Annotated in this window: 11 protein-coding genes; 4 read left to right on the plus strand and 7 right to left on the minus strand. The window is 67.4% G+C overall.

Annotated features, from left to right (window positions below):
• Positions 1 to 3 precede the first annotated feature (3 nt).
• The 5 genes from F3087_RS39755 to F3087_RS39770 form a co-directional block, all read right to left on the minus strand.
• Positions 4 to 4,260: a MupA/Atu3671 family FMN-dependent luciferase-like monooxygenase gene (locus F3087_RS39755; RefSeq protein ID WP_150407336.1), complete on the minus strand. Its 4,257-nt coding sequence runs from the start codon at positions 4,258 to 4,260 to the stop codon at positions 4 to 6.
• Between the two features lie 150 nt (positions 4,261 to 4,410).
• A complete protein-coding gene (locus F3087_RS39760; protein ID WP_150407337.1) occupies positions 4,411 to 5,880 on the minus strand; it encodes a WS/DGAT/MGAT family O-acyltransferase in 1,470 nt (489 codons plus the stop codon).
• Positions 5,881 to 5,984: 104 nt separating this feature from the next.
• Positions 5,985 to 7,349 carry a phosphatase PAP2 family protein gene (locus tag F3087_RS39765; protein WP_150407338.1) on the minus strand — a complete coding sequence of 455 codons (1,365 nt, stop codon included), beginning with the start codon at positions 7,347 to 7,349 and terminating at the stop codon, positions 5,985 to 5,987.
• 84 nt (positions 7,350 to 7,433) lie between these two features.
• Complete coding sequence (locus tag F3087_RS46280; protein ID WP_191094369.1) at positions 7,434 to 7,571, minus strand: hypothetical protein; 138 nt, start codon at positions 7,569 to 7,571, stop codon at positions 7,434 to 7,436.
• A gap of 84 nt (positions 7,572 to 7,655) precedes the next feature.
• Complete coding sequence (locus F3087_RS39770; protein WP_150407339.1) at positions 7,656 to 9,176, minus strand: catalase; 1,521 nt, start codon at positions 9,174 to 9,176, stop codon at positions 7,656 to 7,658.
• Positions 9,177 to 9,355: 179 nt separating this feature from the next.
• On the opposite strand from F3087_RS39770, the gene F3087_RS39775 reads away from it, so the two are divergent.
• Together F3087_RS39775 and F3087_RS39780 are read left to right on the plus strand one after the other, a co-directional pair.
• Positions 9,356 to 9,868, plus strand: a complete 513-nt coding sequence (locus tag F3087_RS39775) for a hypothetical protein (protein WP_150407340.1) — start codon at positions 9,356 to 9,358, stop codon at positions 9,866 to 9,868.
• 56 nt (positions 9,869 to 9,924) lie between these two features.
• Complete coding sequence (locus F3087_RS39780; protein ID WP_150407341.1) at positions 9,925 to 10,137, plus strand: CDGSH iron-sulfur domain-containing protein; 213 nt, start codon at positions 9,925 to 9,927, stop codon at positions 10,135 to 10,137.
• Here F3087_RS39780 and F3087_RS39785 read toward each other — a convergent pair.
• Both F3087_RS39785 and F3087_RS39790 read right to left on the minus strand, forming a co-directional pair.
• On the minus strand, positions 10,093 to 11,151 hold the full coding sequence (locus F3087_RS39785) for an iron-containing redox enzyme family protein (protein WP_150407342.1): 1,059 nt from the start codon (positions 11,149 to 11,151) through the stop codon (positions 10,093 to 10,095). The two genes, F3087_RS39780 and F3087_RS39785, sit on opposite strands and share 45 nt — an antisense overlap.
• A gap of 103 nt (positions 11,152 to 11,254) precedes the next feature.
• Positions 11,255 to 12,013: a DeoR/GlpR family DNA-binding transcription regulator gene (locus F3087_RS39790; protein ID WP_150407343.1), complete on the minus strand. Its 759-nt coding sequence runs from the start codon at positions 12,011 to 12,013 to the stop codon at positions 11,255 to 11,257.
• A 74-nt stretch (positions 12,014 to 12,087) separates the two neighbouring features.
• On the opposite strand from F3087_RS39790, the gene F3087_RS39795 reads away from it, so the two are divergent.
• Entirely contained in the window at positions 12,088 to 13,296 is a 1,209-nt protein-coding gene (locus F3087_RS39795) for an MFS transporter (protein ID WP_150407344.1), read from the plus strand.
• Positions 13,297 to 13,391: 95 nt separating this feature from the next.
• Entirely contained in the window at positions 13,392 to 14,276 is an 885-nt protein-coding gene (locus tag F3087_RS39800; RefSeq protein ID WP_150407345.1) for an SDR family NAD(P)-dependent oxidoreductase, read from the plus strand.
• Positions 14,277 to 14,280 lie beyond the last annotated feature (4 nt).

A 14,280-nucleotide genomic window follows, 5' to 3' on the forward strand; every position in this document is an offset into this window, starting at 1 on the left:
ACTTCAGTCCTCGATGACCTGCAATTCGCGGCCGACCTTCGCGAACACGGCGAGTGCCTTGTCGAGGTGGTGGTATTCGTGCACAGCGGTGACCGTGGTGCGGATCATCGCGCGATCGGCCGGTACCGCGGGGGCGAGGACGCAGTTGCCGTAAACGCCTTCATCCAGCAGGTGTTTGGCGAATCGGAGGCAGCGGAGTTCGTCGCCGATGAGCACCGGGACGATGGTGGTGCGCGAGGTTCCGGTGTCGAAGCCCAACTCGGACAAACCCTTCCGCCAATAGGCGGAGAGTTCACGCAGCTTCGCCATGCGGGCGGGGTCGTTTTCCAGGATATCGAGGGCGGTGGCTGCGGCGGCGACCGCCGGTGGCGGTATCGAGGCCGAGAACAGTTGGGCGCGACCGTAATACCGCACCCAGTCCATCAGGTCGCGCGGACCCGCCAGCCAGCCGCCGACCGAGGCGAGGCTTTTGGAGAAGGTTCCGGTGAGGATGTCCGCGGCTCCGGGCAGTCCGAGTTCTTCCTCGACACCGCGACCGGTCGCGCCGATCATCCCCAGACCGTGCGCGTCATCGACCGCGAGCGGAACACCGTGGCGGTCGCACACCTCCCGAACCTCGGCCAGGCGAGCGATATCGCCGGACATCGAGTACACACCGTCGACCATGACCAGGGCGGGCAGCCCGTCCAATTCGGTGCGCAGCCTGCGGTCGAGATCGGCGATGTCGTTGTGCCGGAACTGGATCAGCCGGCAGCCGCCGATCGCGGCGCCGTCGTAGATGGAGGCGTGGCATTCCTCGTCGACCAGCAGCACGGTGCCCTCGCCCATGAAGGCCGACAGGAAGCCGAGATTCGCTTGATAGCCGGTGGTGAACAACAGAGCGTCGGGCCGGCCGAGGAAGCGGGCGAGTTTGCGTTCGAGGTCGCCGTGCGCCGGGGTGGAGCCGTTCATCAACCGGGAACCGGTAACGCTGGGGCCGTCTTTCAACGCGGCGGCCGCCGTCGCCTCCCGGACCCGTGTGTCCGCCGTGAGGCCGAGATAGTTGTTGGAGCCCAACATGATCAGCTCGCGCCCCTCGTAACGGCAAGTGGCGCCGTCGGAGTCGCTGAGATCCGGGTAGAACGGAAGGAGATCGGCTTCGCGCAATCGACGGGCGAGGTCGAAGTCGCGAGCCTTGGCGAGGACGCCGCCGCTGTTGCGGTGGGCCAGGGCGTGCCGGTTGCGGATGGATGCGCCGAGATCCTGTTGTTCGGCAGACGGGAGCGGTTCGGTTGCGGGCAAGCGCGGAGTCGGGTTGCCGGGCCAGCGGTTTCGCAGGTCGGCGAGATGGCGCAGTCCGCCGAGTACCCGTGACTGGTCGACGCCGAAGTCGACGAGGCAGGCGATCTCGTCGACGCCTACCGCGGCCAGCTGATCGATCAGCTCGACGGCACGTTCCGGGGTGCCGAGCAGCGCACTGGTGTGGAAGTAGCGGGCGAAGGCGTAGTCCAGGACGCGTTCCTGCTCGGCGTCGCTCAGATTGTTCAGCGGTTCCGCGCCGCGCCGCCACAGGTCTACGGAGTCGCGCAGATAGCTCTTGAACGGCTTCTCCACCACTCGCCGGACCGTCTGCTCGTCCGGGTCGAGGAAGGTGTGCAGCATGAGCGTGACATGTCCGGTCTGCGGGTCGTGGCCATGTGCCGCACGGGCTTTGCGGTACGCCTCGATCTTGGTGCGCAACTCGTCGATGTCCTGGAACAGCAACGCGGTCAGCACATTGGCCCCGAGTTCACCGGCCTGCTCGAACCGGCCGATCCCGCCGCTACAGGTGATCCACAGCGGCAGTTCGGGTTGGACCGCAGGCGGGAACGTGCGCACCTCGATCTGCTCGCCCTTGCCGTTCGGCAGGCTGATCGACTCGCGCCGCCACAGCCGCCGGACCTTGTCCGCCCCGGACAGCATCACCTGCTCGCGATCGGTGTAATCCGCTGCGGCCAAGACGAAGTCGTCCGGATTCCAGCCCGTCGCGAACGCGATATCGACCCGTCCGCCGGACAGGTTGTCGATCACCGACCAGTCCTCGGCGACCCGCACCGGATCGTGCAGCGGCAGGACGACACTGCCCGCCCGGATGCGTATCCGTTCCGTTGTGCGTGCCAGTACTCCGCCGAGCACCGCCGGGTTCGGGAACAGCCCGCCGAACCGGTGAAAGTGCCGCTCGGGCAGCCAGACCGCGCGGAAGTCGTGCTTGTCGGCGAACTCGGCGCAGTCGAGGAACAAGCCGTAGCGGTTCGGGTTGTCCGGTTCGGCGTCACTGGCGAAGAAGAACAGGCTGAATTCGACCGGGGCGGTAGATGATCCGACCGCAGGTAGCGCGGCGGGTCCTGAACTCTGCTTACTCGAAACCTTGTGGCGCCCAGCGATATCGGCCGCCAAGCCGGCCATCGTCAGTCCCTCGAACAGCCGCTCGGCCGAGACCGCATAGCCGAACTCGCGCTCGACATAGACACCGAACTCACTGGCCTTCACTGAATCCAAGCCGAGCGTGGTCATCGGCTTCTCGGCGTCCAAGGTCGCGGGCTCGGCACCCGTCTGGTTCGCCAGCCACCGGGTGAGCTGATCGAGCACCGAAGGCGTTGCGGATTCGGTGTTCTCGGCCAGGAACATATCCCTGGCCTTCAACCGCTGCACCTTGCCGCTGGTCGTCCTCGGCAACTGACCGGGGGAGAGGAATACGACGCGGTGCGTGTCGAGCCCGTAGGACTGCGAGATCGTCTGCCGGATAGAGGTTTCCAGCTCGCCGATTGATACATCGAGCTTGCTCGCGTCGACTTCCAGGAGCACCGCGAGCGCCTCGGTCCCGTCGACATCGCACCCGACGGCCGCACACCGGCCGCGCCGCAGCGCCGGATGCTGCGTCTCGATGGACCACTCGATGTCCTGCGGCGCGATATTGCGCCCCCGGATGATGATCAGCTCCTTGACCCGCCCGGTCACGAAAAGCTCGTCGTCGCGCCGGAATCCGAGATCGCCCGTGCGCAGATAGGTCACCGGATCGCCGGGCAATTTGGCGTGGAACGCCTCCTCGGTCTCGTCCGGCTTGCCCCAATACCCGCCGGCGACACTGGGCCCGGTCAGCCAGATCTCGCCGATCGCACCGTCTTCCAGCCGGGTATGCCCCTCCAGGTCCACGATGATCGCGCTACCACCGGAAACCACGCCGCAGCTGACCACATCGCGCCCGGACATCTGCGCCGACCGCACACCCGCACCACGCGGGGTCACGCTGACGAACAGTGTCGATTCCGCCAGCCCGTACCCGGGAATCATGCTGCTCGGCCGGAACCCGGACGACGCGAAGTGATCGGAAAAGCGTTGCAGCGCCCGCGGATTGATCGGCTCCGCAGCGACGAACGCGACCTCCCACCGGCTCAGATCCAAGCTCGCGGCAGCATCGGCAGACACGCGCCGGACGCTGTAGTCGTAGCAGACATTCGGCCCGCCACTCGTCGTCCCACCGTGCTCGGAGATCGCCCGCAGCCAGGTGAGCGGGTCCCGGATGAACGCCTCCGGTGACATCAACACCACCGGAAAGCCCGCGTACAGCGGCTCCAGCAGCCCGCCGATGAGCCCCATGTCATGATGCGCGGGCAACCAGATGACGCCCTTGCTGTCCGGCGTATGCCCGAACGCGTCCTCGATGACGCCGAGATTGTGCGTCAGGTTGGCATGACTCACCATCACCCCGCGCGGCGCCCGCGTAGACCCGGACGTGTACTGCAAGAACGCGACTCCGTCGGGATCCGTCGCCAGCGGCTCCGACAGCTGCCCCGTCGGCTCGTCACTGCTGAGCCAGGCGAGCCGGGCCAGCGGCGGATACTCCGCACTTGCGGCCCGCAACTGTGCCACCGCCGCCCGCGGCGCCAGAATCGCCGACGCCGCACAATCCAACGCCAACGCCGCGAACGCCGACATATCCGAAAACGCCGCCCCCGGTTGATGATTCGCCACCGGCACCGGAATGCGGCCCGCGATCATGCACCCGAAGAACGACGTCAGGAAATCCGGCCCGAACACCGAAGGAACCAGCACCCGATCGCCCGGCCCGCCGACACCACCGACTTTCGTCGCGATATCCGCTGCCGCCGCATACACCTCGCGATAGCTGAGTGTCTCCGCCCCACCACCGTCGGACAGGTACGTATAAGCCGCCCGATCAGGCGTTTCCGCCGCCCGGTCGCCCAGAATCCCCGTCAGCGTCGCCCCACGTGCTCCGGCCACAGCGCCTCCAACCCCGCAACCGTGGGCATAGGCGGCGCACCGGCTAGCGGAGCACAGATCTCACGATCACTCGACTCGACTCAGCATTCACGACCAGTGAACGTCCCCGCCCGCACCCCGACAAGCCCACAGAATATCGGGCAGCAGCGCTCAGGCTTCTTCGCGGCGGATCGGGGTGACCGGGGCCAGGTTCGGCTGGTCGGCTCCGCGGAGCAGGGTTTGCAGTTCGGTGACGAGATGGCCGGCGATGTCGTCGATGTCGGGGACCAGTTCGCGGCAGCCGAGCAGGCCGAAGTGCAGGCGGCCGCCGGAACTGCTGACGGTGATGTTGAGCCCTTGGCCGTCCATGACGACCGAAAGTGGGTAGTTGGCAACCATTTTCGCGCCGGCTAGGTAGACATCGACGTTCGGGCCGGGGACGTTGGAGATGACCAGGTTGAAGGGTGGGATCCGGTGCGGGAGGCCCATCGCGAAGGCGACGCGGGCCGCGCGCGCGACCAGCGCCGGGGGTGCGAAGTCGGTGACGTTCTCGATGAGACCGGGCGGGATCGCCGCCTGCTGCGCCTTGGCGATCTTTGTCGCCCGGTGCGCGGCGGTGAGGCGGGCGATGGGGTCGTCGAGGTGGGTGGGCAAGGAGGCCAGCATCGCCGAGACTTTGTTGCCGAGTGCCGATTTGCTGCCTTCGTCGCGCACCGAGACGGGAATCATCGAGACCAGCGGCACGGCGGGCAGCGCGTCGTGATCGATCAGCCATCGCCGCAATGCCCCGGCCGACATCGCCATCACGACGTCGTTCACCGACATGCCGAACGCGTTCTTGACCGTCTTCACCTCGGCGAGATCCACACTGCGGAAGGCGAACCGGCGGTGCGGGGTGATCTCCCGGTTGAACGGCGTCTTCGGCGCGAGCCCGACCGCGCTGGCGATCACCGCGCCGTCGTCGTGCTCGCGGCCGAGAATCGCGCCGACGTAGGGCGTTACGTAGCTGCCGACCAGCGGTAGCGAACGGCCGAGATCCCCGGCGATGCGCGCGGCCTGCACGGGACTGCTCGCCAGCGACACCGCGGCCCGCGCGAGCATCGCTCGTTTGCTCGGCTTCGGTTCGGGCGCGAAAGGCGTTGTGGGAAGGACCCTTCGGCCCTCCGGCGTGAGATCGAGCAGGATCGTCATCAGCTCGGCGCCCGAAACCCCGTCGATCGCCGCGTGATGCATCTTCGTGTACACCGCGAGCAGTCCCTCGGCGAGCCCGGAGATGAGATACGCCTCCCACAGCGGCCTGCGCCGATCGAGCGGCCGCGCGTGCAGCCGGCTGACCTGCTCGGTCAGCTGCGCGTCCGAACCCGGTGTGGGCAGCGAGATCTCCCGCACGTGGTATTCGATGTCGAAGTTCTCGTCATCGATCCAATACGGCTGATCGAGCCCGAGCGGGACATACCTGAGCCGCTGATGCAGCAGCGGTATCAGCGGCACCCGCTCGCCGAGCAGCGCGGTCAGCGCGGCCAGGTCGAGGACGGTAGGTGATTCACTCGGATCGACCACGCACAACCCGCCGACGTGCCCGGTGGAGTTGTGCGTCTCGAGCGACAAGAACGCGGCATCGAGGCCGGAGAGCTGCTTCATCGTTGATCCTCTGTTGCTGCTGAGGATCTGAGCATCGCACCTCCGGTCCGCGCAGTCTCCGGAACGAACTCCTTGGTCGGAGATGCTGCGCGAACCGGGGTCGGCTAGTGCGCGATCCGGTCGTCGAGCGGGACGGGTTCGGCGGTCACGTGCTGCGGGCGGGTCGGGGCGAACCAGGTCAGATAGAACGTCGTCGCCAATGCGGCGAGCAATCCGAGCAAGCCGACGCCGGACACCAGCGGATGGTCGGCCATCGTCTGCGCGAGGTAGCGAACCGACAGCAGCGTGGTCGCGAAAGTGACGACACCCAAGGCGACCACGCGGATCCGGTAGTGATCCCAGCCCCGATCCGGGTCCCGCAGCGCGGATTCCACGGTCAGGCACAGCGCCGCGCCCGCGATCAGGTCGACCCCGTAGTGCGCACCGAGCCCGAGCGTCGCGATCAGCGTGCAGACCAGCCAGAACGCGCCACCCACCCGCAGCCACAGCGGCCCGCGGCGGGAATGGATGAACAGCGACAACGCCCACGCGGTGTGCAGCGAGGGCATGCAGTTGCGCGGGGTGATGCCGTCGAACGGCATCGGGTCGAGGGAGAACGGCAGCGGCGGAACGATATTCGGCCACACATCGGCGATCTCCAGGCCGTGCCCCTGCGGCCCGAAGGCGAGCACCGGCCCGACGACGGGGAAGACCACGTACCAGAGCGGGCCGATCAGGCCGAGCGCCAGGAACGTGCGCACCAGGTGATGCCGCGGCCACGGGCCGGTGGTCACCCCGCGCAACTGCCAGACGGCGACCACGATCGCCGCGACCGGCAGCTCGAAATACACCCAGCGCACCACGCCGAGCGGCACCGGCCCGGCGATGTCCAGGACATGCCCGACGAACCAGGACGGATTGCCGAGCGCGTGATCGGCCAGCTGCGCGTAGGGATCGAGGACCTTCGGGCAGGCCCACGCGGTGATGTCCAGCCAGATCTCGCCGACCTTCGTCGCGAGGATCAGCAGCGCGCCGAAGGTGATGGCGCGCAGCGCCGTTCGACGCCGCTCGCCGGACCAGCGCCAAACGGCGATCACCGCGAGCGCGGTCAGCACGATGGTCGGGCCGTTGCCGACGGTGAACAGCCTGCCCTCGATCGCCCGGATCACCACGAACACCACATCGATGGCGACGGCCGCGGCGAGCGCGGTGATCCGGACGCGGGTGGTCAGGCCGACCAGCGCGAGCAGGAAGCCGGCCCACGACGTGGTCGCGGACTTGGGCCTGCCGACGTAATCGCGAACCAGGCTGGTCAGCGGGCCGAGCGCGTGAATGTGCGCGGCGATGAGCTCGCCCACGACGAGCACCAGCACCGCGGCGGCGACACCGGACCAGATGGCCGCCGGTCGGACGCGACGTACCTGGAGCCGCTCAGCACCCGTTTGCCCGGCGGGTGGGGGCGGACTTCCCGGTGCGTCGTGAATAAGCATTCGGACATCGTAAACACGATGTGAACATGACCATGCGGCCTGGTGAACTCGCGCCGCTCGGATGCACCCGCAAACCCTTCGGCCTCACAGCATCAGGACCAGCGCGGAGATGATGCCGAGCGTCGCTGTCGCGGTGGCGCCGACCGAGTTGATGATCACTACCGCGGCGGTGGCGAACACATGCGGCAGTGACTCGAGCCGGGCTGTCGTCCTCGTAGTCATGGCTCCCGTGCTACCCGGCGATATCGGGCTCAAACGCGGCAACCGCAGGGCATGCCGTGGCGTGCCCTGCGGTTGCCGGAATTGTCAGGCTTTGTCTTGCGCGGTGGAACGCGCGGGGTTCCCCTGCTTCTCCGCCTTGGGATCGAGCTCGTTCTGCTTGGCCTGCACGCCCGCCTCGATGCGGTCGCCGAGACCCTTGTCGACATTGCGCCAGTATTCGAACGCCCGATTCAAGACCGGCGGCGTGACGCCGTTGAGCAGATGTCCGACGATGTTGTCGACCAACCGATCTCGTGCCGCGTCGTCGAGCACCTCGCGGACCATCGTCCCGGCCTGGCTCCAGTCGTCGTCCTCGGCCCGCAATGTGTAAGCGGTGCGGACCATTTCGCCGTCGGTGTGCCAGCCCACCGGCGGCCCGGACACGGACGGATCCGCGTGCGGCCCGCCCTTCGAATTGGGCACGTACACCGGGTCGCCCGGATTGTGGTGGCGCATCGCGCCGTCCTTCGAATAGGACCGCACGGTGGTCGCGTGCGCCGAATTGACCGGCAGCTCTTTGTAATTGACGCCGATCCGGTACCGGTGCGCGTCCGGGTAGGAGAACCAGCGGCCGAGCAGCATCTTGTCCGGGCTCGGCCCGGTGCCGGGCACCGCGTTGCTCGGTTCGAACGCGGACTGCTCGATCTCGGTGTGGTAGTCGGCGGGGTTGCGATTCAAGGTCATCTTGCCGACCTCGATGAGCGGATAGTCGCCGTGCGGCCAGACCTTGGTGAGGTCGAAGGGGTTGTAGCGGTAGGTCTTCGCGTCGTCGAACGGCATGATCTGCATGTGCAGCGTCCAGGTCGGGAAGTTGCCGCCGTCGATCGCCTCCCACAGGTCGCGGGTGTGGTAATCGGTGTCCATCGAGGCCATCTGGTCACCCTCGTCCTGGGTGAAGAACTCGATGCCCTGATCGGTCTTGAAGTGGTATTTGACCCAGAACCGTTCGCCCGCGGCGTTGTACCAGAGGTAGGTATGGCTGGAATAGCCGTTCATGTGCCGCCAGGTGCGCGGAATGCCGCGATCACCCATCAGCCAGGTCACCTGGTGCGCGGATTCCGGGGACAGCGTCCAGAAGTCCCACTGCATGTCGTGATCGCGCAGGTTGTTGTCGGCGCGGCGCTTCTGCGAGCGGATGAAGTCCTGGAACTTCATCGGATCCCGCACGAAGAACACGGGGGTGTTGTTGCCGACCATGTCGAAGTTGCCCTGCTCGGTATAGAACTTCAGGGCGAAGCCGCGCGGATCGCGCCAGGTGTCCGGGCTGCCCCGCTCGCCGGCCACGGTGGAGAAGCGGGCCAGCAGCTCCGTCTTCTTCCCGGGTTGGAAGACGTCGGCCCTGGTGTAGGCGCTGACATCGTGGGTCACCTCGAAGGTGCCGAACGCGCCGCCACCCTTGGCGTGCGGCTGGCGCTCGGGCACCCGCTCGCGGTTGAACGCCGCCATCTTCTCGATCAGATAGGCGTCGTTGAGCAGAATCGGGCCGTCGGGGCCTACCGTCAGCGAATGTTCGTCACTGGGCACCGGGATTCCGGCGTCATCGGTGGTGTAGTTCGGATCAGACATGTCTCTCCCGTCCGTCTCGGTTATCCGGTCGACTTCCCAGGTGCCTGAAGGTCAAACGTATCGCGAAGCGCTGGTTCCGTGGCTGAAACCGCCGATGGCCTGCCCGATCGCCCGGCCGATGTGCTCCGCGTATGACTATCCTGACCTGGTTCGAGGCTTGATGATCAAGGTGGGTAGTTATGCGGAGTAGGGACATTGAGCTGGCGGCTCGATGGTGGCAGTGGGCCATGGCGATTCCCACCGCCAGGAATCCGGTCAGCGACGAAACCGGGAAGTTCGCGGCGGAGGGGCAGCCCGCGGACGTCTGGTTTCTGGCCGGGACGTTCGGCGGCAAGGTCACCAGGAAGTGTTCCGTGCCGCACGGGCGGCCGATCTTCTTCCCGGCCTTCAATATCCTCCAGCGGGCCTCGCTGTTCGGCAGGCGCGTGCCGGAGGTGCCCACGGCGAGCGGGCACGCGGAACTGAACGGCGTCACCCTGCCGCTGCGCGAGGTCGCCAACCGCAGCCCGTTTCTCATCGACGCGGATCCGGACGGTCCGTTCGGACCGCCCGGGCGCTATCGGGCGAATGCCTGGGGGCTGTGGTGCGGCCTGGACGACCTCAGTCGCGGCGACTACATCCTCACCCTCGGCGGCGAGTACGAGCCCGGCGGTTTCTGGACCGAGGTCACCTACGATCTCGAGGTCGTGTGAGGTAGTCGCCGGTTTCGTGGCCTGGTACCGGGTAACCGGAGCGCAGGAGGTACGACATGCCCGCACACCTGGAACCCGCCGATCGGCGCCGGATCACCTTCGAGCCGGACGGTCCCGCGCTCGTCGAGGGACCGGTCGAACTGGTGCGCCCGGACGGGTCCGTGGTGTGTTCGGACCGGTTCCTCGTCGCGTTGTGTATGTGCCGGCGCAGCAAGAACTTTCCGCTATGCGACACCAGTCATCGGAAGCGGTCCCGGCGTACGGATTGAGTCCGGTGTCGTCAGCAACGAGCTCGCGCCGGCCCGCCAGCTGCTGAGCACGTGGTCGGTGAATCGGTCTTCGAGCAGGTTCGTCGCCTGGATGCCGAAGACGACCGACTCGGTGAGCGCGGGTTCGCGGGCGAGCAGACCGCCGACGACGTCGTGGCGCATGACCTGCTCGTGCACGGCGTCCGCCTCGACATGTTCGGTGTAGAACAGCCGGCATTCCGGTGGGGCGCCGAGCTTGTCGAGCGCGGCGACCATGCGGCGCGCGGCCGGTGACGAGGTGATCTCGGCGGTGGCGAGCTGGCCGACCAGCGCGCCGCGCAGGCCACGGTGCAGGCCGAACAGCGACATCATGTTCACCAGGGCGAGCATCGGCGCGGGCACCGCGTCGAGGTAGTGCAGGTAGCCGTCGTGCAAGCCGGCGGCGGCGAGCAGATCGGCGTACAGGCGCGCGTGTACTCGTTCACCGCGGCCGCCGCCGAACTCGTCGTACTCGACCGCGACCAGGGACGCCTTCTCCTGACCGAACAGGCGCGGGATCGCCCAGGCGTGCGGATCGCCCTCCTTGTGGTGATAGATCGAGCGTTGCACGAAGTACTCGCGCAGGTGCCACCATTCGCCTTCGTCGTTGAGGTACCGCGCGATGTCGTTCGGTTCGAGCGGCTCGATCAGCAACTCCGCCAGCGCATGGACGATGTCGTCGCCGCCCTTGACGTCGTTGTGCAGGCTGCGGCGGAACAACTGCTCCAGATTTCCGCGGAACCGAAGCAGCTCCGGGTCCCACTCCCAGCCGGGGTGGACCGATTCGAAGCCGTGGTAGTGCAGTTCGTAGCAGGTGTGCAGCGCGAGGTGCAGGTCGTCGCCGTATGGATCGGCGGCGGTCGCCTCGGGGAACCGGGTCCGGCCGGACGGTGCCGTCCGCAGGATTTCGGTTACCGCTGCGGAGAGTTCGCCGCGGGGTCGCGGGAGGTCGATCGAGAATCCGGGCGGGACGGGCGGTGCGGTGGGTGAGCTCATCGGTGATCACGCTCCCTTCCGTCGCCGCATACCCGGTGCCCGTCCGGCCAATCCAGGATGCGGCGCTGTTCACAGCGGCACTGCGCGGCGGCGTCTTACCTGATCACACCCGTCGAACAGGGACGCCTGCGGCTTCGAGCGCAGCCGTGTCGTCGGGTGTGGCCGACTCGTCGGTGACGATCGCGTGCAGGGCGGCGGCGGAGGCGACGAAAGCGAGTGCGGTGTGGGAGAGTTTCGCGGCTTCGGTGACGGCGATGACCCGGCGGGACGAGGCGATCGCGGCGCGTTTGATCGCGGCGTCGTCGAGGTCGTAGGCGGTGAGTCCGTCGGTGGCGTTGAGTCCGCAGCAGCCGAGGATCGCGGTGTCGAAACGCAGGGCGGCCAGCGAGGCGAGGGTCAATGGCCCGGTCAGTGCGAGTTCGCCGGGGCGCGGTGTGCCGCCGGGCACGAGCAGGGTCAATTGCGGTGCGCCGGTGAGTGCGTTCACCGCGTGCAGCGAGAGGGGGAGCACGGTCAGGCGGCGGTGTTCGAGAACGCGGGCCACCTCGAGGCAGGTGGTGCCGCTGTCGAGGACCACCGACTCGCCGTCGGCGATCAGGGCGGCGACCTCGATTGCGATGCGGCGCTTGGTTTCCCGTCCCTCGCCGGCGCGCAGTGCGAAGGGTGGTTCGTCGCCGCGCAGGAGGAGGGTGCGGGCGCCGCCGCGATAACGCTCGAGGACGCCCTGCGCGGCCAGGGTTTCGAGGTCGCGGCGGATGGTCATCTCCGAGGCGCCGGTGCGCTCGGCCAGTTCCGCTACGCCGATCTCGCCTGCTTCGCGGACGGCATCGGTGATCTGTTTCAGTCGGTCTGTGCTCGCCACATACGCAATCGAACATTGTTTGTGTTCGTAAGTCAATATTTCGAACAGTGATTGTGTCCGTTATGTTCGTAGGCATGCAGGGATCATTGCGGGCCGCTCGGCTGGCCACGTTCGTCTTCTTCGCGTTGAACGGCTTTCTGATCGGGATGTGGGTCGTTCACATTCCCGTGGTCGAGCGGCGGGTCGGGATCGGTCATCCGGCGCTCGGGTGGTTGTTGCTGCTGCTCGGCGCGGGTGCGTTCGCCGGCATGCGGTTGGTGGGTCCGCTCGCGGATCGGTTCGGCGCGCGCCTCGTGGTGCCGGTCAGTGCGGCGTTGTGTGCGGGCGCGGTGGTCCTGCCCGGTTTATCCGCGAACATCTGGGCGTTAGGTGTCTCGCTGCTCGTGCTCGGGTTCGGCAACGGGTGCCTGGATGTGGCGATGAATGCCCATGCGGTGCAGGTCGAGCACGGTTATCGGCGGTCGGTGATGTCCGCGTTCCATGCCACCTATTCGCTCGGCGGTGTACTCGCGGCGTTGGTCGGTGCGCGCACGCTCAGCTGGGGTTGGAGCCCGGCGGCGGCGCTCGGTGCGGCCGCGTTGCTCGGCCTCTGCTGTGCGGCGGTTGCCGCGCCTGCGTTGCTGCGTCCCGAAAGTCCTGTGGCCGCCGACGTTTTCGACGTCTCGGCCCGGCGGAAGATGCCGCGGCGGATCTGGTTGCTGGCCGGTCTGGCGCTGCTGCTGATGCTGTGTGAAGGCGTGGCCAACGACTGGAGCGCGCTGCATCTGCGGGATGTGCTCGAGGCGCCTGCTGCCACTGCGGCCTTGGCGTACGGGGCTTTTGCGACCGCGATGACCGTCGGCAGGCTGCTCGCCGACCGGGTCGCCACTCGCTTCGGGCCGGTGGCGATCCTCCGCTACGGAGCGGCGGTGGCGGCGCTGGGTCTGCTGACGGCCGCGTTGTCGCCGTGGATTCCGTTGGCGCTGTTCGGCTGGACCGTGTTCGGGGCCGGATTGTCCGGGTGTGTCCCGCAATTGTTCAGCGCGGCAGGTCACGCGGATCGAAATGCCGCGGGCGCCAACGTCGCTCGGGTCGCCGGGCTCGGCTACCTCGGTGTGCTCGCCGGGCCCGCCATCGTCGGGCCGTTGACCCACCTCGCTCCGCTCAACATCGTCCTGCTGCTGCCTGTCGCGTTCTGCGTCGTGGCCGCCGGCGCCGCCGGCGTGCTGCGCCCTCGTCCTGCTTCGGATGCGCAGACCCCGCAATCGGACTCTGTCGGCGACCGCGGTGCGCTACGGTCATGACCATCGCTGTTATCTGTAACTTGTGGTGACTGATTCTCGCTCGGCCACAACGACCGTCCACGCCGTCGCCACTGGACCGTGAAGGGCTGATTGCCATGGGCGACAACGACACTGACCTCACCGGTAAACGAATCGTCATCACCGGGGCCACCAACGGCATCGGCAAGGAGATCGCGCGGGCGCTGATTCGCCGCGGCGCGGCCCTGACGCTGGTGGCGCGCAACGAGTCCAAGGCGGCCGCCACCGCCGAAGAACTCCGGCAAGAGCCGGGAGCGGCGAGCGTTCCCGACATCGTCGTGGGCGACCTCGCCGATCTGGCTTCGGTCCGCCGCGCCGGCGAGGAGATCCGCAACCGCTACGCCAGCATCGACGTACTGATCAACAACGCGGGCATCCACGCACTGTTCTCCCGCACGACCGTGGACGGCTTCGAATCCATGGCCGCGACAAACCATCTCGGCCCGTTCCTGCTGACCAACCTCCTGCTGGATCAGCTCATCGCGGCCGCACCGTCCCGGATCGTCATCACCGCCTCGGAGGCCCACCGCAACGGCGGCCGACCGGACCTCGACCACTTCGCCGAGCCCCGCAACTTCGGCCCGGTCGGCTCCTTCCGCAGCTATGGGCGATCGAAACTGCTGAACATCCTGTTCACCCAGGAACTCGCCCGCCGCCTCGACGGCACCGGCGTCACCGTGAACTGCTTCTGCCCCGGCGCCAACGCCACCGGCCTCATCAGCGACACCCGCCTCTTCGCCGTCCCCCTGAAAGCGTTGGCGCGCACACGAATCATCAGACGACCCGAAGTAGGCGCCCGCGCCGGAATCGACCTGACCATCGACCCCAACCTGCAAACCACCACCGGCCAGTTCATCACCTCAACCCCCGGCCTGAACCTCCTGCCACCCGTATCCATCCGCCGCGACACCGACTACCAACAACGCCTCTGGCTCCGCAGCGCCGAATTGGTCGGCCTGTAAACCC

It is taken from the genome of Nocardia colli (assembly GCF_008704205.1).
GTDB classification, from domain to species: Bacteria; Actinomycetota; Actinomycetes; order Mycobacteriales; family Mycobacteriaceae; genus Nocardia; species Nocardia colli.